Consider the following 17,596-nt stretch of genomic DNA (forward strand, 5'->3'; position numbering starts at 1 on the left):
ACAGGCTTTCTACGAGGGTGGGTTGGCGTCGAACGGTGGCTTCAGCTGGTCGTACGCTCCCGCCCAGGGAGGAAGGGGAGGAGGAAGCACGCGACGGCGGCGGGCGGTGTGTCGATGCCGAACGCCTGCGTCCACGTTGTGCCGTCCTCTGCCGTGACGTGGACCCGGAAGACGACGTCGCGGCTGCGGGCGTCGGGGTCTTCCGGCAGCCAGCCGACGTAGATGTTCCTGTCGGGGCTGGTGGCGTGGAGGTTGGCCTCTGGGGTGGAGACGACGCTCCAGCCGTGGGTGGCGAGGAGGTCGAAGACGGTGCTGACGTCGTGGCCGGAGACCAGAGGGGAGGAGCGGGGGAGGACGGTCGTGCCGAACACGGTGATCCCTTCGTTGACCTGCGGTTTCGTGGACACCGGTACGTTGACATGGGTGTCGGCGCTGGTCGTAGTCCGTTGCCCGGTTCACACGTCTGCCGTCGGCGAACTGCCCTTGCAAGGCGCCGGGTTCGGGAAGACGCCGAAGGAGTGGGACGTCGTGGGAGGGAGATGAACGACCGTACGAAGGAGGTCGATGTGGTGGAGGGTCTGGAGCGCAAGGTGCGGGCGGCGGGGAGGCCGTGGACGGTCGGCGACATTGCGATGGTCGCCGATGGACAGTGGGCGGTACCGGCCGGACCGCGCCGGGACATCGAGGACGCAGGTGCTGTACGGGAGATCCTGCGGCGGGCCGGGGACGGCGAACGGGTGGAGCTGTCTCTGGACGAACTGAGACGCGCCGCCGACCCGGAGGGGGACGACGGCGCGGGGCGGGAGGCGGACGGGGACTAGCGGTGTGGAGTTCGGGCTGGAGCGGACGGAGGGACGGCAGGACTGTCGGCTCCCTGCGTCCGGGTGGCGGCGGCCTGGCGGCGTTCTGCACGTGTCCGGCGTGCCTGGTCGGCGAGTTCGCGGCTGTGGATGAGGTGTTCGATGGCGCGTGTGGCTGTTTCGGCCTCGGTGCTGGCGACGCGGAGCGCGGTGGCCGAGGCGGTGATGCGGTCGAGGTCGTAGCGCGACGTGATGACGTCGGAGCCGGTGAGGGTGTGGAGGTGTTCCTGGTGCGTGTACACGGTCCTGTATGCGGAGGCCAGTGTCTGGCGGATGTGCAGGACCGACCGCAGGAGCGGGTCTTTGTCGGGGTGGTGTATCGCGGTGGCTTCGAGGGTGCTGATCGGCTGTCCCCAGGCGGTGGTGATCATCTGGTCGGCCGCGTGGAGCGGGTCGTTCGTGGCGATGGCGGGTTCCTCGGTGGTCATCGGAGCGGCCGGAGCGAACTGGTCGGCGCAACGGGTGAAGAGGGGAGGGGAGAGGTCGGCGAAGGTGCGGATGCGGGGGATCGAGGGCTGCGGGAGCGCGCCACGACGGTGCGTGGGTTGAGCGTGCCGCCGTGAGCGCGCAGGAGCGCGGCGGTGACGGCCGTACGGCGGACGTCCAGCGGGGTCGGCGCCGTCGTGGGCCGTGGCGGGGTGATGGGTTCGAGGCGGACGGCGTGCCGTACGGAGGGGTGGAGCATGTGGTGTTCGCGCAGGAGGGGGCGGGGGGAGCTGAAGGCGGCCAGGGTGGTGCTGACGAGGTGGTCGGGGGTGGTGGCCGAGAACGTGATCAGGGTCTGGTTCCGGCCGGAGTTCGCCCACAGGACGTACCGGTCGTCGGCGGAGTAGCGGTTGACGTGCAGGCCGGCCATGCGGTCGGGGGAGACCATGTGCAGGGTGTCCCCGGACCGCCGGGTGTCGTCGAGTTTCCAGCCGGCGTCGAGGAGCGGGGCCAGGGGCCTGCTGCGAATGGCGCCCGGGGGGTTCAGGAACGCTTCCCGGCACGCCTCGTAGTCGTCGGCCAGGGTCTTGGTGAGGGCGCCGATGAACTCGGGAGGGGTGTTGTGGTTGGCGGTGACCACCCACGCGAGGTCGGCGACCGGACTGTCATAGGCGCCGATGCGCCACAGTTCGTCCAGGCCGTCGCCGTCCCAGCAGATCTGGATACGCCGGTCCGGGGAGGTGATGATGAACCGGCCGTCGTCCGGGTCGGGGGTGAAGCGCGGCCAGGTGTCGGGGACGGACGCGAAGCCGGGATCACCGATGCCGGAGGAGCCGGCCAGGTAGCCGGGGGTGACGCGGTACTCCCGCCACCATGCCTCGTCGGGATTGTTGGGCACGGTGGTCACCGTCCCCGTATCGCGGTGGTGCCGGGGTGTTGCCAGGGCCTGGCTGTCTCCGCGTGGCTGAACAGCGGTGTCCTCGGAGAACCCGGCGCGGGTACGGACGTTGCTGCGGGGCTGCGGCGTACGGCGGCGGCGCTCTGCGGCATCGCGTGGACCGGTCGTGGTGCCGAGGCGTGGCCGGTCGGAGCGTGGAGGCCGGTCCAGGTGGTGAGGGCGGACAGGGCGGCGGGGACGTCGCGGCCGGCCGGGGTGAGGTGGACGGTGCCTCGGTTGCGCGTGGAGCGGCCGGCGAGTTCGACGAGGCCGTCGGCCGCGAGCTGGTCGATGCGGTAGACCGCCGAGATGTACGCGATCCCCAGTCCGTCGGTGATCTCCTGGGAGGTGGCGCCGGGATGGCGGGCGAGCCAGTCGACCATGGGCACGAGGTGGGTGTGGCGCAGGCGGCGCAGCGCGTCCTCGGTGCGTTCGGCTTCAGCGACGGAGCCGGGCAGGAGGTCGTGGCGGCGGGACCAGTCGGCGAGCGCGGCGTGCACAGGCTGGAGGCTCGCTCCGCGTGGGGACAGGGCGACGGGGTCGCGGGCGTGGCGGGGCTGGAGGAGACCTGTCGTGCTCATGTGCCGGATGCGGCCGGTCAGGGTGGGGTACTTGATGAAGGGCAGGTGCTGCTTCCACAGGTCGACAGGGGCGATCGGCCCGGTGCGGTGGACAGTCTGGACGATCCAGGTGGTCCAGCGCGGGCCGACGACGCGCAGGGCCCGGTCGACGGCGGCGGTGTTGTTCATCGGGGGGTCTCCGTGCGGGCGAGCAGGGTGCGGACGAGGCGGGGGAGGTGGTCGGGGCCGTCGCCGGGACGGGTGTCGCGGTCGGCGACCTGGGCGGCGTCCTCGCGCAGGCCCTCGGCGATCTCGCTGCACTCCGCGTCGATCCGCCCTCCGGCGCGCAACGCGGCGGCCAGGACATCGGCGTACCGGGCGGGAGAGAGACCGCACAGCGCGGCAGCGGCGCGCACCGACGCCAGCTCGACGCCGCTCAGCCCGGACGCCGGCGCGGGCAGCGGCCCGTACTCCTTCTCCGGTACGGCGGGCAGGCCCGCGCGGGTGCAGATCGCATCGACATCGCGGACGAACGTGCTGAGCGACTCGGTGAACCAGCCCAGCGCGGAGGCGAGCGAGGCGAGGGCGAAGAGACTGGCCGGAGTCTGCGGGGGCCGCTCCGCCAGGACGTCGAGCCGCTCCCCGAGGTACGCGGCCACGCGGGGGCCGGCGGCGAGCGGTCCGAGGACGGGGTGGAGGTAGGAGCGGCTCGGCGGGGTCGGGTACGAGGCGACGGGGATGTTGCTGACCTCGTCGGCCGCGTCCCGCAGGAGCTGGGCCAGCTCGGCAGGGGAAGTCACAGGACAGCCCTCCTGAGGGGAACGGGTGGGGCGGGGAGGTGCGCGGGCTCGACGGCGCCCTGGGTGCGGACGGCGTACGGGGAACGGGCCCGGGCTGCGGCGACCTGGTCCGGGGACGGCTGGTCGATGGGGTTGGAGCGGCCGAGGCGGAGCTGGGCGTCGCGATAGACGGTGTAACCGCGACGCGGGCCGACGGCGACGAGGAACACCTCACGCGAGTACGCGCTGCGGGGAGGGGCGTCACGGAACTGCACGACCATCCGCCACTGCGCCTCGGGATCGACGTACACCTTCTGGAACCCGGCCAGCGGACCCGTCAGCGGCAGGCAGTCACCCTCGCCGTGGACCAGGACCTGAAGCCCAACGAGGGTCAAGTCCCGTATCTCCGGCGGCAGAGCGCGCAGGTCGGCCAGGGCGTCGGGGTGAGCGGCGAACCCGAACCGCGCCCGGCTCACCGCGACCGCCCCGGGCCACCGGACGCGTCCGGACCCGCCGGAGGCCGCTCCCGGCATGGCCCTGCGGCCGGGTCTGGGGTGTGCGGGGAGCGGGCGGACGCCGCGCGGGCCCGTCGTTCGGTGAAACCGGGGCCCGGCGGCTGGGGCATCGGGGTGTCCCGGTCGCCCTCCAGCCACTCCCGTGCGTCGGCCACGGATACGAAGGCGCCCTCGGTGAGCGTGTACGTCCCCGCGTCGTAGTCCGGGACCTCCAGCAGCACCCGTACCGGGAGAACTTCGGCCGCGGGGTCCTGCACGATCATCCACGTCGCAGGGAGATCGCTCCAGGAATCATGGACGGCAAGGCCGTCCCCCGAACTCCACAGTTGCTCCTCCAGCGCGCGGGTCGCGTCGTCGGCCGGTTCCAGCAGACCATCGGGCAGACGCAGGATCGGCTCACGCGGACAGCCACGGGCAATCAGCCACGCCTGTCCGAGAGCGGTCAGACTGTGCGGCGCGACGGAGAAGAGGTAGAGCCCCGCATACTGGTCCCGCTCGATGATCAGAGACCTCAACGCAGGAGCGCCCGGGATGCCCCACGTCGCCGACCGGTCGTGGGCCAGCAGGAAGGTGATGTCCCTTCCCGGACCACGGGTCTCGGAATGAGAGGCGAACAGGTCCAGGTCGCCTTCCCACATCGTGCGCCGCGCCTGCAGCGACGGGGGATCGGCCGGGAACAACCCCTCCAATCCGAAAGCGACGTCCCTCACGCGACCGGCTCCAGATCGGCCGGCGTCGACAGCAGACGGTGCGCGATCCGCGACACGCTCGTAGTGCACGCCGCGAACGGGCCGTCAGGCGACCGCAGTTGAGCCATTACATGATCGAGATGATCCCGGTGCCACGTCGACGGACCCGACAGACCCGCCTCGACGTCCGTCAGCTGCTGCCACGCCAGCCACAGCCCGTGCAGCCGGGCCACCGCCTCCGGATGCTCCCGCCACTGCGCACACCACGGACGCGAACTGCTCACCTCCCGCCCGTAGACCGGCAGGAGCAGGTACTCCACCCACGCCGTCAGTGCCTCCAGCTCGGCGGCGTAGGCGTCACCGCCCAGGGCGAGGATGAAACAGGACCGCGCCTCACCGTCCTGCGGTGGAGGGGGAGTTGGGGTGTCGGAGGTGATGCGGTCGAGCAGGCTGCCCTGCTCGCGGGCCTCGGTCATCGTCCGGCGCAACGACGCGGCGAGGCCGTCCAGGTCGGTGTCGGGGAGACGGAAGTCGGGCTCGGCGGAGCCCTCGGGGAAGTCGGGCATGTCGGCGGGCTCCATCTGTGATCGGGAGACATGCCGACAGGGTCCAGGGAACTCCGCGTTTGGACTGGCCAGGGTTTCGAGCTAGTGCTGTGACCGGAAAGGTTCACCGGGGTCGGGAGCGGGTGAGCCTCTGGAGGGAGCGGACGGTCCGTGGGCCGGGCGTGAGAGGATCGCGGCCGTGACCATCAAGCTTCATGACTTCGACGGCGAACACTCGCTGACGTTGGATGTCGGTGGCCTGGCTGCTGATGCCGCAGTGGTCGATGCAGAACACGAGCCGAACGGATACTTCTGGGAAGGTCTCGTGCGGTTTGCCTGGCCAGACATCGCCGAGCGCCTCGACTTCGACAGTGAGGCCGGCATGTTCTGCGCGGTCGGGAGTCCGAGCGACCTCGCGCTTCTCAAGACGGCCGTTGAATCAGTCATCACCAGCCCCGAGGCAGTCCGCGAGATCATCGCCCGGGCGGAAACTTCGGGCTTCGAGTTCGACGATTAAAGATCCAACCGGATAGCAACACCAGTTGGGTCAGGATGCTGTGCTGAGGGGGCGTCCGCCCCAGCGGATGCCCTTCTCGCTGCGGATCCGGGCACGCTCCTTGCGCTGGGCGGCCAGCACGTCGGGGTGTCGGGCGTTCTTGTTGCGCCAGCGCAGGTAGGCGTGCAAAGCCCGGGTCTGGGTGGGGTGGCTGCGGTGGTTGGAGTTAGCGACGGTGAACTGCCGCAGTGGTCCGAAGTGGGCCTCGATCGGGTTGGCCCAGGATGCGTAGGTGGGCGTGAAGCACAACTCGACCCTGTTCCTCCTGGCCCAGCGCCGGATCATCTCGCCCTTGTGGGCAGACAGGTTGTCCAAGATGACGTAGACCGGCGCGCCGTCCGGGCGGGCCGTGCGGATCGACTTCAGCGCGGCCAGGGCGTTCGCGGCGCCCTTCTTGCAGCGGTTGACGCCCCACAGGGTGTCGTCGCCGATCGAGTAGCAGCCGTGGAAGTAGCGGACGCCGTGGGTGCGGTGATAGGTCGCGGGGTGCCGCTCGGGGTAGCCGGCAGGGGCCCAGCCGCAACCGCCGGTGGGGCGGATGCCGAGCGGGCCGAACTCGTCGAACGCGAACACCCGGTCCGGGAACCGCTCCAGGACGTGCTCGATCCGGTCGAGCTTGGTGTCACGCTCGGGGTCGGGTGATTCCTTCCATGTCTTGGTGCGCTGGAAGGTGATGCCGCGGCGGGCGAGCAGGCACCGTAACGCCTCGCGGCCAATCCTGATCACGCGACCGTGCACGCGTCGCAGGTGGGCGGCAAGTTTGCGGACGGACCAGCGGGTGAAGGGCTGGCCGAGCTTGGTCGGGCGGGTGGTGGCCGTCGCGACGACGAAGTCCTCGTCGTCAGGACTGAGCAGGCGGGGACGGCCTCCCGCCCACTGAGGGTCCAGGCAGGCCAGGCCGATCTCGTTGAACCGGTGGATCACGTCGCGGACGGTGTCCTCGTCTGCCTGCACCAGCAGGGCAATCACCGGGACCCGGTTCCCGCCGGCCGACGCCAGCAGCATCATCGCGCGCCGGTAGCGCACCGAACTGGTGCTGCCCCGGCGCACGATCTGCTGCAGCTTCTGCCCCTCCTGGTCGGTCAACCTGCGCACACGGACAGGCTCAGCCACCACACCCCCAGCGATCGGACGAACGGACGTCACCGGACATCCAACCGCCGCGACCACCAACCCGGCGAACCTTCCCGGTCAGAGCACTAGAGATCTTTAATGGCTGAGGTTACGGCGGTTGGGGGTCGAGGCCGGTCTTGGCGATGAGGCCGTCGATGAGACCGGGTCGGTACTGCATCTGTTTGAGTCGGCTCTTCACCAGCGTGGTGAGCTGTTCGAGGCTGTGTCTGGTGAGGTTGGCCAGGGACCTCTTCAGGTGCGACCACACGCCTTCGACCGGGTTGAACTCCGGGGCATAGGGCGGCAGCTGGTAGACGGTCAGCCATGACCGTGCGGCGATGAGTCGTCGCATGGTGTGGCTGACGTGCGTGTTCAAATTGTCCCAGACCAAGACGATGGGGCCGCCGAGCTGCTGGTGCGCGGCATCCAGCAGCCGGGCGTAGTCGGTCTCGGTGAAGCCCTTGCGCCGGCCTTTGGCAGGGCCGTGGTCCAGGTGGATGCGGTAGATCAGCCGTGGCCGACGGCCGTCTTTGGTGCAGATCAGCGCCGCGATCGAGACCCGTTTGGTGCCCGCGGCGGTGACCTTCACGACCGGGGTGCGGCCTCGACGGCCCCATGTGCGGCCTTTGGGCGGCCTCAGGCCCTGTCCTGCCTCGTCCTCGAAACAGAGCCAGGCGCCCAGGTCCGCCGCCTTCTTTTTATGACGGGCCACTGCTCGTCCTTCCAGGCGGCGATCCTCGGTTCGTCCCGCTCGGCGGCTCTGCGGGCCGGGATCTGCACGCTCCAGCCGATCCGGTGCAGCAGCAGGTCGAGCCCGGCCAGGGTGTACTCGGCACCGAACCGGCGGCGCACGATCTCGGCGATCCTCGCCAGCGTCCAGCACTGGTCACTCCAGCCGTACGCGGCCGGACCGGCTTCCAGCACCGTCTCCAGGGCCCGTAACTGACCGGTATCCAGCTTGCAGCGGGCACCACCCGGCCCCTTGGAGACCAGGGCCTGGCGACCGCCCGCGGCCAGTGCCCGCCGCCAGCGGTTCGCCGACATCCGCGTCACCCTGAACCGTCGGGCCACCTCCCCGTCACCAGCTCCCGCCTCGATCAGATCGGCTGCCGCGAGCCGGACTTGCTCGCGTCGAGCCCGCTCCTCGGCCGTCAGCCCACCGCCATCGGAATACCTCATCCCTCCGGCATAGCGCAGCCCACGGCAGACGTCACGACCCGACGTAACCCCCACCATTAAAGATCTCTAGAAGGCACTCGCCGGACGCAAGCTGTGGGGACGATGGCCACACCTTCGGTACCTTGTTGAACAGGGTGATAGTCAACGGCGTACCTCTCTGATGAGAGTGCGCTGGAAGCCTCAAGTTGCCGAGGGGGCTACCTCTGTGGCTGCCGCTTACGGTCCGATGAACCTGATGGCGAGGTGAAGCGTCGTAGTTGTGAGGTTCGGTGTCTGAGGCCCATGGGAGGAAACGTGAAACGCCTGTATGCCGTACGGTGGCTGACTGCGGTGGGAGTTGTGGGAGTTTTGATCACTGGATGCGGAGATTTATCCGGAGATGCGTCCGTCAGTAAACCGGAATCCGCGTCACCGTCTGGGTTTCCTTCCACTGGCACGGACGATCCGGTGCTTTCTGCGGCATCGGACGCTGTGGACAGGGTTGTTCACCCCCGCTATGACGATTGGTACACGAGCATCGTCCTCGACCACCAGAACCGGGCGATGACTATCTACCGGAAGACGGGAAGCGACATGGATAAGGCCGTGCGCTCTCAAGTTCCCGAAGTGAAAGTGGCATTCAAGGACGCAGCCATGTCCGAGAAGGACATGCTGGCCCTGACCCGGAAGGTTCTGGCTGATACCGACTATTGGCGAAGGCAAGGAGTCGTCATTACGGGTGGAGGACCGCTGAGTGATGGTTCAGGAATTGAAGTCATGACGCAGACTGGGGCGCACACGGAAGCGATGCGGCTGTCGGAGCATTACGACAGCCGCATCGTTGTCGAACGTGGTGGTGCTACTGCAGCACCCGGAGGACGGTTTACGCCGTCGTCTTAAGGGGCTGCGACCGATCCATCAGAAGTGGACACCGAGGTTGTTGGCCGCCACCGTGACGTCGGGGTACCACCAACGCCAGGAGCATTTACGGTCGGGACCGTTGGGGACTCCCGGGCAGTCGATGATCTGAGTGCCGTCGTAGGCGCTGATGATGCCGCGTGCGACCCCTGGTCCAGAACTGGAGATGGTGTACACAGGACCGCCGCTGTCGCCGTTGCCGATGCCGGAGGCCCGGTTGGCTGCTTCTACCCGGACCATGTTGGTGACGGTGCCGAAGCCTCCGATGTTCACGGTCTGGTTTACGGCGGCAATTGTGTAACCACAGATGCTGCCGGAGTATGAGCCGCCCTGGCATATGGACTCGCCGACCCGGGTGCTTGAAGCACTGCTGATGGTACGGCCGGTGTTCGTGTCGCCGTCCTGGATGGACGGACCCTCGTAGATGGCGGAGCCGATGTTACCCAGGACCAGTTCCGCGTCGCGGCCAGGGTCCTTTCCTGATAGCACGGTCCCAACGGGCTGATTGGTGCCGGTGCGCCATTCTGCCCCGCCGCAGTGCGCGGCCGTGAGGATGTAGCGGGCGGCCCCGTTGTTGCCGGCAACGCCGAACCCGGTGGTGCAAGAACTCAGGTAGGCACCTGAGGCATTGTGTACGTTGGCGTAGGCCCCACCCCAGTAGGGCGCGGTGTCAGCAAGTCGGCTTGCCGGGCGCGGTGCCATGTCCTGTGTGATGTCGATGTCCACGCTCTTGGTGAGAGCGGTGTCGAGGTCTCCGACCAGTCCGCTGCTGGTACTGACAGCGACCTCCACGCCATTTCCATCAGACCGAGGTCCGACAGAGGTGATCGTCGCTCCGCCCACTGACCCTATGGCGGATAATCGGCTGCTCTCTGAGAGGAGCTGCTTGAGGGTGTACTTCGCTTCTTGGATCTTGACGGTGATGCCGGATCTTTCGATCTCTCGGACGGTCTCCGAGACCTGAAGAGGAAGCTTCCCACGCCAATAGAGGGTGACAGTGTTGCTATCGGCGTCGATCCGATCTCCAGCAAACCCTGACTCGTTCAGAGATTTGACTGCCGCCTGGATCTGATCGGCAGATTCGTTGAGTCGCTCCTGCGTATTGAACAGATCCTTCTGTCCGGCAGGGGTGCGTCCGATGATGTCTGCGTTGGGCGTGGCGCCCAGGAGGAGCCTATGCGTCTCCTGCGCGGGGGTGTCCTCTACCGCCACTGCTGTAGAGGACACCCCCGTCGCAAGTAACGCCGATGCTGCGCAGCCGACGCTCCAGGCAGTGAGTCTGAAGCGGTGTCGTGTTGAGGTGAAGGGCACGCTCAACCTCTTTCTGACTAGAGGGAGGTAACGTTTCGTCACTGATGTGCCTTGCGTGTCCCAGCATTGTTTGAGTGCGCGGCAGGCGTCAACAGTGCTGCACCGTCGCAGCAGCATCAGGCGGAGCGTTTCGGCTGGTTAGCCGACCTGTATCGAGACTTGTAGAAACTCTGGGAACTCGTACGATGGCTGATTTTGACGGGCTGTCCACTGCTGGGCGGTGTCATGCTTCCCAAGCGCATGACCCGGAGGAGTGTGATCACCCGAGCCGCACCGTCAGTTCATCAACGTTGGCAAATGGCTGTGACCTGCCGAGAATCGCAGATTCCGCCGATGGAGGGACGGTGCACACGGGACATCACCGGCCGTTGAGTTGCTGCTACGTGAGTTCTCCGATTACTGGCAGCCGAGGCGGCCGACCTGCCAGTGCCCCCGGCCCGTGACGTCCACGAACATTGCGTGGGCGGTCAGCACATCCCGGACAGACGCCATCCGCTCGGGGTGCCTGGCACCAGGGACAGCCTCTCCCAGGCGCTCCACGATCGCGGTACGGGTCAGAGGCTCCTGCGACCTGACCAATGTCCGTGCGACCCGATGCAGCAACGTGTCGCCGGGCGTCCCCAGCTCCGCCTGCCGCCACCGGTCTTCACCGCGGGTGTGCCGCTCGGCGTGGGCGGCCATCCGCGTCGAGACGTGCTCCAGCATCACCGGCCACACCGGCTGCCGCTGCGAGGGCACTCGCGGGTGCTTCCGAAGCTGCCAGTACACCGCCCCGCCCACCACCCCGGCCACCGCCGCTGCGGCTGCCAGACGCTTCGGGCTGCTCTGCCGGATCACACCCTTCACCAAGTGCTCCGTGATATTCAGGAAGGCGCTGGCCTGCCGTTCCAGGTCGATCATCTTGCCCTCCGTCACCCCCACATCTCCCAGGGCCGAACGCAGCTCCCGCCACTCTTTGACCGCGAGTCCGCTGTCGACCAGGTCCGCATCGGTCCCGATGATGACCACTGGGGCGATCACCCCGGCCAAGAGCAGCATCGGCACGTCGGAGGCATCTCGTCCGGCGAGAACCTGAGCCTGCGGGGTCATCGACAGGCCGGCGGTGTCCACGACGTACAGGACGGGCGCGTACCGGGACTGCCACAGCGCCAGTGCCCGCCTCAGGTCGAACCGCCCGCCTTCCCGATGCCGGTCGGCCAGCACCCGCGGTACTTCCTCCCACACGTCAACAGGGATCAGGCACCGCACCGTCCCTGCCCGAGCCCCGGCGACGAACGATGACGGATCCCGCCGACGGGTGGCCGCGATGATGTCCGTGGTCAGCACGGAGGTGTCCAGCAGAGCGCGGCGCAGCGGCCCGCGCTTGTGCAAGGTGCGCCGCATGGACGCCGCCAGGTCGCTCATCCGCGCATCGTAGTGCGGGCGTTGACCAGGCCGGTGGGGAATTCCGGCGCTGTTCGGGCTGCATCACCCGGCTGGGGAGCGCTGAGCACTACCGCCCGAACCGTTCCCGGCGCTCCTTCCCGGCCCTTATAGCCCCTTGCTGGTCAGCGAGCAGGCTACGGCTTCGGTGCAGGCCGCGATGGCAAGTGCTCAGCCTCCGGCGCGAAGGGGCACCAGCCTCGGAAGAGCTACTGAGACGCATCTGGGTCTGGCTTGAATATGTCGCACATGTATTCGAATATCGTAGGTATGGGTACACCAGTGATGAGTGACGGATCGCGGCATGGCGCTGCTGAGCGGCAGGCCGTGTCGTTGCTGGATGCTCTGCTGCCGGGGGGTCGAGTGCGTGCTGGGAGCGTTGTTTCGGCTGGTGGGGACGTTCCGCTGGCGTTGGCGCTTGCGGCCGAGGTGGCGTGTCGTGCGGCGGGGTGGGCGGTGGTGGGGATGCCGGAGCTGGGTGTGCTGGCGGCTGAGGCGGCAGGGCTGGATCTGGCCAGCGGGATGCGTGTCGATGCGCCGGGCCGTCAGTGGGTTCAGGTGCTGGCGACGCTGCTGGAGGCGGTCCCGGTCGTCGTGGTCGGGCCGGTGGGTGCGGTTCCCGACCGAGTGGCGCGGCGGCTGGCGGCCGTGCTGCGGCGGAGCGGGTCGGTGCTGTTGTCCGTGGACCGGTGGCAGGGGGCAGAGCTTCGGCTGGAGGTGGTCGCAGCGTCCTGGGAGGGAGTGGGCCAGGGACACGGTCTGCTGCGAGGACGGCGGGTGACGGTCGCGGCCACCGGCCGGGGTGCCGCGTCCGTGTCCCGGTACGCGGACATGTGGTTGCCCGGCCCGCAAGGCGCCACCGCTCCGGTATCCCGTCCCGCTCCCGCCGCAGAGCCCGTCCGCGAGGCGGCGGGGGAACGGCGGTCGGTCCTGCGAGTGGTGGGGTGAGCGGGGTGGTGTCCGCTCGCGTGGCGGTGGTGTGGATCCCCGACTTTCCCGTTCTGGCGTGCGGCGGTCCGGACTCTGGGCCTCTGGCCGTCGTGTACCGGGAGGCGGTGGTGGCGTGTTCGGCGGCTGCGAGAGCGCACGGGGTGCGGCGCCGGATGCGTGTGACGACGGCGCAGGTGCACTGTCCGCAGCTCCGCGTCGTCGAGCGGGACCTGGCGGTGGAGATGCGGTTCTTCGAGGAGGTGGCAGGTCATCTGGAGGACACGGTGCTGCCGCGTCTGGAGGTGATCCGGCCTGGCCTGGTCGCCGCGCCCGCGCGAGGTGCTTCCCGCTACTGGGGTGGTGAGCCGCAGCTCACGGACCGGCTGGTCGCCGCAATTGCCGAACGGGGTCTCCCGGCGCGTGCGGGTATCGCCGACTCCCTGTTCACTGCCGCGCTCGCGGCCCGCCGCGGTCACATCGTCCCGGCCGGCGGTGATGCCGCGTGGCTCGCGCCGTACCCGGTCGGGGTGCTGGGGGTACCACGGCTGACGGAACTCCTGGCGCGGCTCGGTATTCGCAACGTCGGCGCGTTCGCACGGTTGCCGGCGGGGAGCGTGGGGAGCCGGTTCGGCGCGGATGCGGTGGCAGCGCACCGCACCGCGCGAGGGGAGGCGGTGCGTCCGCTGTCGGTCCGCGCCGGCCGGGACGAGTACGTCGTGGCGCACGATTTCGAGCCTGCTCAGGAGAGGCCGGAGGCGGTGGCGTTCGCCGCCAAGACGCTCGCCGAGGAACTCCACCATGCTCTGGCGGGAGCGGGGGTGGTGTGTGCGCGGCTGGGGGCTGTCGTCCGTTTCGCCGACGGCCGTACGAAGACGCGGTGGTTCCGTCACGAAGGCAGGCTGTCCTCCCTCGCGGTCGCCGAGCGGGTACGCGGTGTCCTGCAGGCGTGGGCCGACGACGCAGTGCTCGACGCCGGTGGGGAACGCGGGATCGTCCGCCTGGAGCTGCGTCCGGAGGGGCTCGGCGTGCAGACGGGACGCCAGAGTGCGTTGTTCGGGGAACGGCACACTCCGGAGGAGGTCGAGCGGGCCGCCGCGCGGATCCAGGCGATCCTCGGCCACCGCGCGGTGGTGCGTATGGAGGCCGTCGGCGGCCGGGCACCCGCCGAGCAAGTCCGCCTGCTCCCCTTCGGTGACCTCACTCCCCAGCACACGGCCGACGGACCGTGGCCCGGCCGACTGCCTGCTCCCTACCCGGCCAGCACCTTCCCGCAGCGGCTTGCGGCCCACCTCACCGACGCGTCAGGACGCACGGTGCGGGTGTCCGGCCGTGCCTCCGTGTCCGCACCACCCACGCGCCTCGCGGTCGAGGGACATGGGGTGGCCGCGATAGCGGGGTGGGCGGGACCCTGGCCGGTACTCGAAGCATGGTGGGACCACGCGCAGTCCCGGCGGATCGCGCGCATGCAGATCGCCACCGACGACGGACACGCCTGGCTGCTCGCCGTCGACCAGGGACGATGGTGGGCGGAGGCCCACTATGGGTGACGCGCCGATTCTCCGTCTCCCGGCGACCGGCCCGACGGACGGTCCCGGGTGGGCCGAACTCCACGTGCACACCGCGTTCAGCTTTCTCCAGGGCTGCGCGCAGCCGGACGAACTCGTCGCCGAAGCCGCCCGGCTCGGCATCACCGTCCTCGCGGTCACCGACCGGGACGGCCTCTATGCCGCGCGCCGTCTCGCCGAAGCCGCAGGGCCGGCCGGGATCGGCACCGTCTACGGCGCCGAACTCACCCTCGGCGACCCGGACCTCGGCACCCCCGTGATCCTCGCCCGCACCCTGGAAGGCTTCCGCTCGCTGGCCGCGGCCATCAGCACCGCCCAGCTCGCCGGCACGAAGAACGCTCCCGTCTACGACCTGGACGCGCTCTCCCGTACGGCCGCCGCCGGACACTGGGCTGTCCTGCCGGGCTGTCCCCGGCCCGGCACCGAACGCCGGGACGTCACCACGGCCGCCCACCGCTTGCGGCGGCTGGTCGGGGTGTTCGGCACCGCCGTCCACGCCGAACTCACCGACCATCACCTCCCAGAAGACGCCGACGCCAACGACGCGCTCTTCGTCGCCGCCCGCCGCGCCGGTGTTCCCGTCGTCGCCACCGGCGCCGTCCACTACCCCGCACCCCGCCACGCGCGCCTGGCCCAGGCGCTCACCGCACTACGCCGCCGCGAACCCCTCCCCCGAGCCGCCGGACACCTGATGCCGGCCCCGACCGCCCACCTGCGCTCCCACCAGGAAATGACACGGTGGCTGGCCCGCTACCCCGGCGTCGCGGAAACCACCCTCGACCTCGGTCGCACCTGCGTGATCGATCTCAGCCTCCTGCACCCCGAGCTGCCGGGCTTCCCCACCCCCGAGGGACACGACGAGGACTCCTGGCTGCGCCGTCTCGCCGAAGACGCCTGCACCACCCGCTACGGACGGCGCGAAGACCCGCACGCCGCAGCGGCGTGGCGGCAGCTCGGCCACGAACTCGACGTGATCACCGGGCTGGGCATGTCCGGGTACTTCCTCATCGTCCACGACATCGTCCGCCACGCCGCCGAACAGGGGATCTGGGTCCAGGGACGCGGTTCGGCGGCCAGCAGCGTCGTCTGCCACGTCCTGGGCATCACCGCCGTCGACTCCCTCAAGTACGGGCTGCTGTTCGAGAGGTTTCTGTCCCTGGAGAAAGCGGGTCCGCCCGACATCGACCTGGACATCGAGGCCGGCCGCCGCGAGGAGGTGATCCAGTACGTCTACACCCGCTACGGACGCGAGCACGCCGCCCAGGTCGCCAACGTGATCACCTACCAACCCCGGCTCGCCGTCCGCGACGCGGCCAGAGCGCTCGGCCACCTGGCCCCGCAGATCCGCGAGATGACCCGCCACATCCACCACCACACCCCACCCGGCGCCGACATCCCCCTCCCGGCCGACGTACGCGACCTCGCCTCCCAGCTCCACGGCCTCCCACGCCACCTCGGCGTCCATTCGGGCGGCATGGTCCTCACCCGCCGCCCGATCGGCGAGACCATGCCGGTCGAATGGGCCACCGCCGAAGGCCGCTCCGTCCTCCAGGGAGACAAGGACGACGTCGCCGCCGCCGGACTCATCAAGATCGATCTCCTCGGCCTCGGAATGCTCTCCGCACTCCACACCGCCTGCGACCTCATCCACCAGCACCACGGCATCCGCCTCGACCTCGCCTCCATCCCCCAGGACGACCCCGACGTCTACCGCATGATCGCCCGAGCCGACACCATCGGCGTCTTCCAGGTCGAATCCCGCGCACAGATCTCCACCCTCCCCCAACTGCGCCCCACCACCTTCGACGACCTCGCTGTCGCCGCCTCCATCATCCGGCCCGGTCCCATCCAGGCCGGCTCCAAACATCCCTACCTCCGCCGCCGACGCGGCGAAGAACCCGTCACCTACCCCCACCCCCTCGCCGAACCCGCGCTCAAGGCCACCCTCGGAGTCCCCCTCTGGCAGGAACAGGCCATGCAACTCGCCATCGACTGCGCCGGCTTCACCCCCGGCGACGCCGACCGGCTCCGCAAAGCCATGGCCGCCAAACGCGGCCCCGAACACATCGCCCGCCTTCGTGGACGACTCCTCCACGGCATGGCCGACAACGGCATCCCGCCCGCGGCGGCCGACCGGATCGTGTCCATGATCGAATCGTTCTCTGACTACGGCTTCCCCCAGTCCCACGCCCAGTCGATGGCCGGGATCATCTACGCCAGCGCCTGGATCAAACACCACCACCCCGCCGCCCTCCTCGCCGCGATCATGAACCACCTCCCCATGGGTTTCTACGACGTACAGACCCTCATCCAGGACGCCCGCCACTACGGAATCCCCGTCCACCCCGTCGACATCGAGGTCTCGGACGTGCACGCCACACTCGAACCCGGTCCGAAAGAAGGGAAGCCGGCCATCCGGCGCGGCCTGACCAGCGTCACCGGCCTCAGTCCGGACACCGCACGCACCATCGTCGACACCCGCACCGAACACCCCTTCACGGACCTCGAAGACGTCGCGCGACGCACCCGCCTGTCCCCCCGGCTCATGGAACGACTTGCCGCAGCCGGCGCCTTCGACCGCTACGGCGACCACCGCCGCACCGCCCTGTGGACCGCCGGCGCCTTCCCACGCACCCACCAGCCCTACCTCCCCGGCACCGCAACCCTCACCCCCGCACCCCACCTCGCCCCCATGACCCCCGCCGAGGAAACAGCCGCCGACCTCGCCACCACCAGCGCCGGCACCACCCACCCCGTCCACCACATCCGCCCCCACCTCCAGCAACACGGAGCCCAGACCACCGCGACCGCACTCGGCCTCACCGACCAGACCCCCGTACGACTCGGCGGACTCGCCAAATACCTCCAACGCCCCCCGACCGCCAACGGCATGGCCTTCGGCGTCCTGGAGGACGAGACCGCCATGATCAACCTCGTCCTCACCCCACCCGTGTGGGACCGCTACGGCCGCACCCTCCTCGAAGCACCCGCCGTCCTCCTCGAAGGACACGTGGAACGGGCATACGACGCGATCAACGTACTCGTGCACCGAGTCGAGGAACTGCCGTCGTCCTAGAGCTGGATGGAGACAGGCGGACGGATGGTGTCGGCTGCTGGTTCCAGGAGCTCTCGATGGCTCGTTGTCTGTCTTCTGAGCCGCACGGGATACGGTCATGCGGCTACACAAGTTCCACACAGTTCACGCACGGCATGTGCGTATCGAACAAGGGAGAACCTGTGAGTACGAAGGCGCGAAGACTCGGGTCCTTACTCGCGGCTTTGGCCGCGTGTCTCGTCCTGTTGACCCCTGGG

General features: G+C 69.2%; 18 protein-coding genes. 6 read left to right on the forward strand and 12 right to left on the reverse strand.

Annotation, left to right across the window (positions count from 1 at the left end; translation table 11 throughout):
• Positions 1-41: 41 nt before the first annotated feature.
• A complete protein-coding gene (locus J8M50_RS33585) occupies positions 42-407 on the reverse strand; it encodes an SPDY domain-containing protein (RefSeq protein WP_010349944.1) in 366 nt (121 codons plus the stop codon).
• A 132-nt stretch (positions 408-539) separates the two neighbouring features.
• Here J8M50_RS33585 and J8M50_RS33590 point away from each other — a divergent pair, with 132 nt between their 5' ends.
• Complete coding sequence (locus J8M50_RS33590) at positions 540-821, forward strand: hypothetical protein (protein ID WP_010349943.1); 282 nt, start codon at positions 540-542, stop codon at positions 819-821.
• Here J8M50_RS33590 and J8M50_RS33595 read toward each other — a convergent pair.
• Genes J8M50_RS33595 through J8M50_RS33625 form a run of 7 tightly spaced genes read right to left on the reverse strand, consistent with a single transcriptional unit; the run spans position 818 to position 5,332 of the window.
• Complete coding sequence (locus J8M50_RS33595; RefSeq protein WP_010349942.1) at positions 818-1,288, reverse strand: hypothetical protein; 471 nt, start codon at positions 1,286-1,288, stop codon at positions 818-820. The genes J8M50_RS33590 and J8M50_RS33595 overlap by 4 nt on opposite strands.
• Entirely contained in the window at positions 1,285-2,184 is a 900-nt protein-coding gene (locus J8M50_RS33600) for an SPDY domain-containing protein (RefSeq protein WP_029183302.1), read from the reverse strand. Before J8M50_RS33600 ends, J8M50_RS33595 begins: the two co-directional genes overlap by 4 nt.
• A gap of 5 nt (positions 2,185-2,189) precedes the next feature.
• The gene (locus tag J8M50_RS33605; protein ID WP_010349940.1) at positions 2,190-2,972 is read right to left on the reverse strand and encodes a winged helix-turn-helix transcriptional regulator; all 783 of its coding nucleotides are present in this window, start codon (positions 2,970-2,972) and stop codon (positions 2,190-2,192) included.
• A complete protein-coding gene (locus tag J8M50_RS33610) occupies positions 2,969-3,583 on the reverse strand; it encodes a hypothetical protein (RefSeq protein WP_010349939.1) in 615 nt (204 codons plus the stop codon). Before J8M50_RS33610 ends, J8M50_RS33605 begins: the two co-directional genes overlap by 4 nt.
• The gene (locus tag J8M50_RS33615; RefSeq protein WP_050987097.1) at positions 3,580-4,038 is read right to left on the reverse strand and encodes a type II toxin-antitoxin system RelE family toxin; all 459 of its coding nucleotides are present in this window, start codon (positions 4,036-4,038) and stop codon (positions 3,580-3,582) included. Before J8M50_RS33615 ends, J8M50_RS33610 begins: the two co-directional genes overlap by 4 nt.
• Positions 4,035-4,787 (reverse strand): hypothetical protein, encoded by a 753-nt coding sequence (locus J8M50_RS33620; protein WP_010349937.1) that lies wholly within the window; start codon positions 4,785-4,787, stop codon positions 4,035-4,037. The genes J8M50_RS33615 and J8M50_RS33620 overlap by 4 nt, the downstream gene beginning before the upstream one ends.
• Positions 4,784-5,332 carry a DUF4913 domain-containing protein gene (locus tag J8M50_RS33625; RefSeq protein WP_029183301.1) on the reverse strand — a complete coding sequence of 183 codons (549 nt, stop codon included), beginning with the start codon at positions 5,330-5,332 and terminating at the stop codon, positions 4,784-4,786. Before J8M50_RS33625 ends, J8M50_RS33620 begins: the two co-directional genes overlap by 4 nt.
• A gap of 178 nt (positions 5,333-5,510) precedes the next feature.
• On the opposite strand from J8M50_RS33625, the gene J8M50_RS33630 reads away from it, so the two are divergent.
• Complete coding sequence (locus J8M50_RS33630; protein WP_010349935.1) at positions 5,511-5,828, forward strand: Imm51 family immunity protein; 318 nt, start codon at positions 5,511-5,513, stop codon at positions 5,826-5,828.
• A 30-nt stretch (positions 5,829-5,858) separates the two neighbouring features.
• Here J8M50_RS33630 and J8M50_RS33635 read toward each other — a convergent pair whose 3' ends face one another.
• Positions 5,859-6,980 (reverse strand): IS630 family transposase, encoded by a 1,122-nt coding sequence (locus J8M50_RS33635; protein ID WP_305793695.1) that lies wholly within the window; start codon positions 6,978-6,980, stop codon positions 5,859-5,861.
• A gap of 109 nt (positions 6,981-7,089) precedes the next feature.
• Positions 7,090-8,159, reverse strand: a protein-coding gene (locus J8M50_RS50435; RefSeq protein WP_422397533.1) for an IS630 family transposase whose coding sequence is annotated in 2 segments (ribosomal slippage) — positions 7,090-7,673 and positions 7,673-8,159 — 1,071 coding nt in all. Because the reading frame shifts where the segments join, the coding sequence is not laid out codon by codon here.
• 294 nt (positions 8,160-8,453) lie between these two features.
• On the opposite strand from J8M50_RS50435, the gene J8M50_RS33650 reads away from it, so the two are divergent.
• On the forward strand, positions 8,454-9,038 hold the full coding sequence (locus tag J8M50_RS33650; protein WP_141655604.1) for a hypothetical protein: 585 nt from the start codon (positions 8,454-8,456) through the stop codon (positions 9,036-9,038).
• A gap of 18 nt (positions 9,039-9,056) precedes the next feature.
• Here the strand turns inward: J8M50_RS33650 and J8M50_RS33655 are convergent, their stop codons facing one another.
• Both J8M50_RS33655 and J8M50_RS33660 read right to left on the reverse strand, forming a co-directional pair.
• Complete coding sequence (locus J8M50_RS33655; protein ID WP_141655605.1) at positions 9,057-10,268, reverse strand: S1 family peptidase; 1,212 nt, start codon at positions 10,266-10,268, stop codon at positions 9,057-9,059.
• 495 nt (positions 10,269-10,763) lie between these two features.
• Positions 10,764-11,771 (reverse strand): PIN domain-containing protein, encoded by a 1,008-nt coding sequence (locus J8M50_RS33660; protein WP_010355948.1) that lies wholly within the window; start codon positions 11,769-11,771, stop codon positions 10,764-10,766.
• Positions 11,772-12,074: 303 nt separating this feature from the next.
• Here J8M50_RS33660 and imuA' point away from each other — a divergent pair, with 303 nt between their 5' ends.
• The 3 genes from imuA' to J8M50_RS33675 are packed head-to-tail and all read left to right on the forward strand — an operon-like array spanning position 12,075 to position 17,360.
• A complete protein-coding gene (gene imuA', locus J8M50_RS33665) occupies positions 12,075-12,737 on the forward strand; it encodes a DnaE2-dependent mutagenesis accessory factor ImuA' (RefSeq protein WP_063748100.1) in 663 nt (220 codons plus the stop codon).
• A gap of 29 nt (positions 12,738-12,766) precedes the next feature.
• On the forward strand, positions 12,767-14,266 hold the full coding sequence (locus J8M50_RS33670) for a DNA polymerase Y family protein (RefSeq protein WP_223786468.1): 1,500 nt from the start codon (positions 12,767-12,769) through the stop codon (positions 14,264-14,266).
• Positions 14,259-17,360 carry an error-prone DNA polymerase gene (locus J8M50_RS33675; RefSeq protein WP_010355952.1) on the forward strand — a complete coding sequence of 1,034 codons (3,102 nt, stop codon included), beginning with the start codon at positions 14,259-14,261 and terminating at the stop codon, positions 17,358-17,360. The genes J8M50_RS33670 and J8M50_RS33675 overlap by 8 nt, the downstream gene beginning before the upstream one ends.
• The last annotated feature ends 236 nt before the right edge of the window (positions 17,361-17,596 follow it).

This window comes from Streptomyces acidiscabies (assembly GCF_020010905.1).
GTDB lineage: Bacteria > Actinomycetota > Actinomycetes > Streptomycetales > Streptomycetaceae > Streptomyces > Streptomyces acidiscabies.

What these genes read in the sequence shown, in the direction of transcription:
- J8M50_RS33590 (WP_010349943.1), top strand. Translation starts at nt 540, where the DNA reads ATGAACGACCGTACGAAGGAGGTCGATGTGGTGGAGGGTCTGGAGCGC.
- J8M50_RS33595 (WP_010349942.1), bottom strand. Translation starts at nt 1,288, where the DNA reads ATGACCACCGAGGAACCCGCCATCGCCACGAACGACCCGCTCCACGCG.
- J8M50_RS33605 (WP_010349940.1), bottom strand. Translation starts at nt 2,972, where the DNA reads ATGAACAACACCGCCGCCGTCGACCGGGCCCTGCGCGTCGTCGGCCCG.
- J8M50_RS33625 (WP_029183301.1), bottom strand. Translation starts at nt 5,332, where the DNA reads ATGCCCGACTTCCCCGAGGGCTCCGCCGAGCCCGACTTCCGTCTCCCC.
- J8M50_RS33660 (WP_010355948.1), bottom strand. Translation starts at nt 11,771, where the DNA reads ATGAGCGACCTGGCGGCGTCCATGCGGCGCACCTTGCACAAGCGCGGG.
- imuA' (WP_063748100.1), top strand. Translation starts at nt 12,075, where the DNA reads ATGAGTGACGGATCGCGGCATGGCGCTGCTGAGCGGCAGGCCGTGTCG.
- J8M50_RS33675 (WP_010355952.1), top strand. Translation starts at nt 14,259, where the DNA reads ATGGGTGACGCGCCGATTCTCCGTCTCCCGGCGACCGGCCCGACGGAC.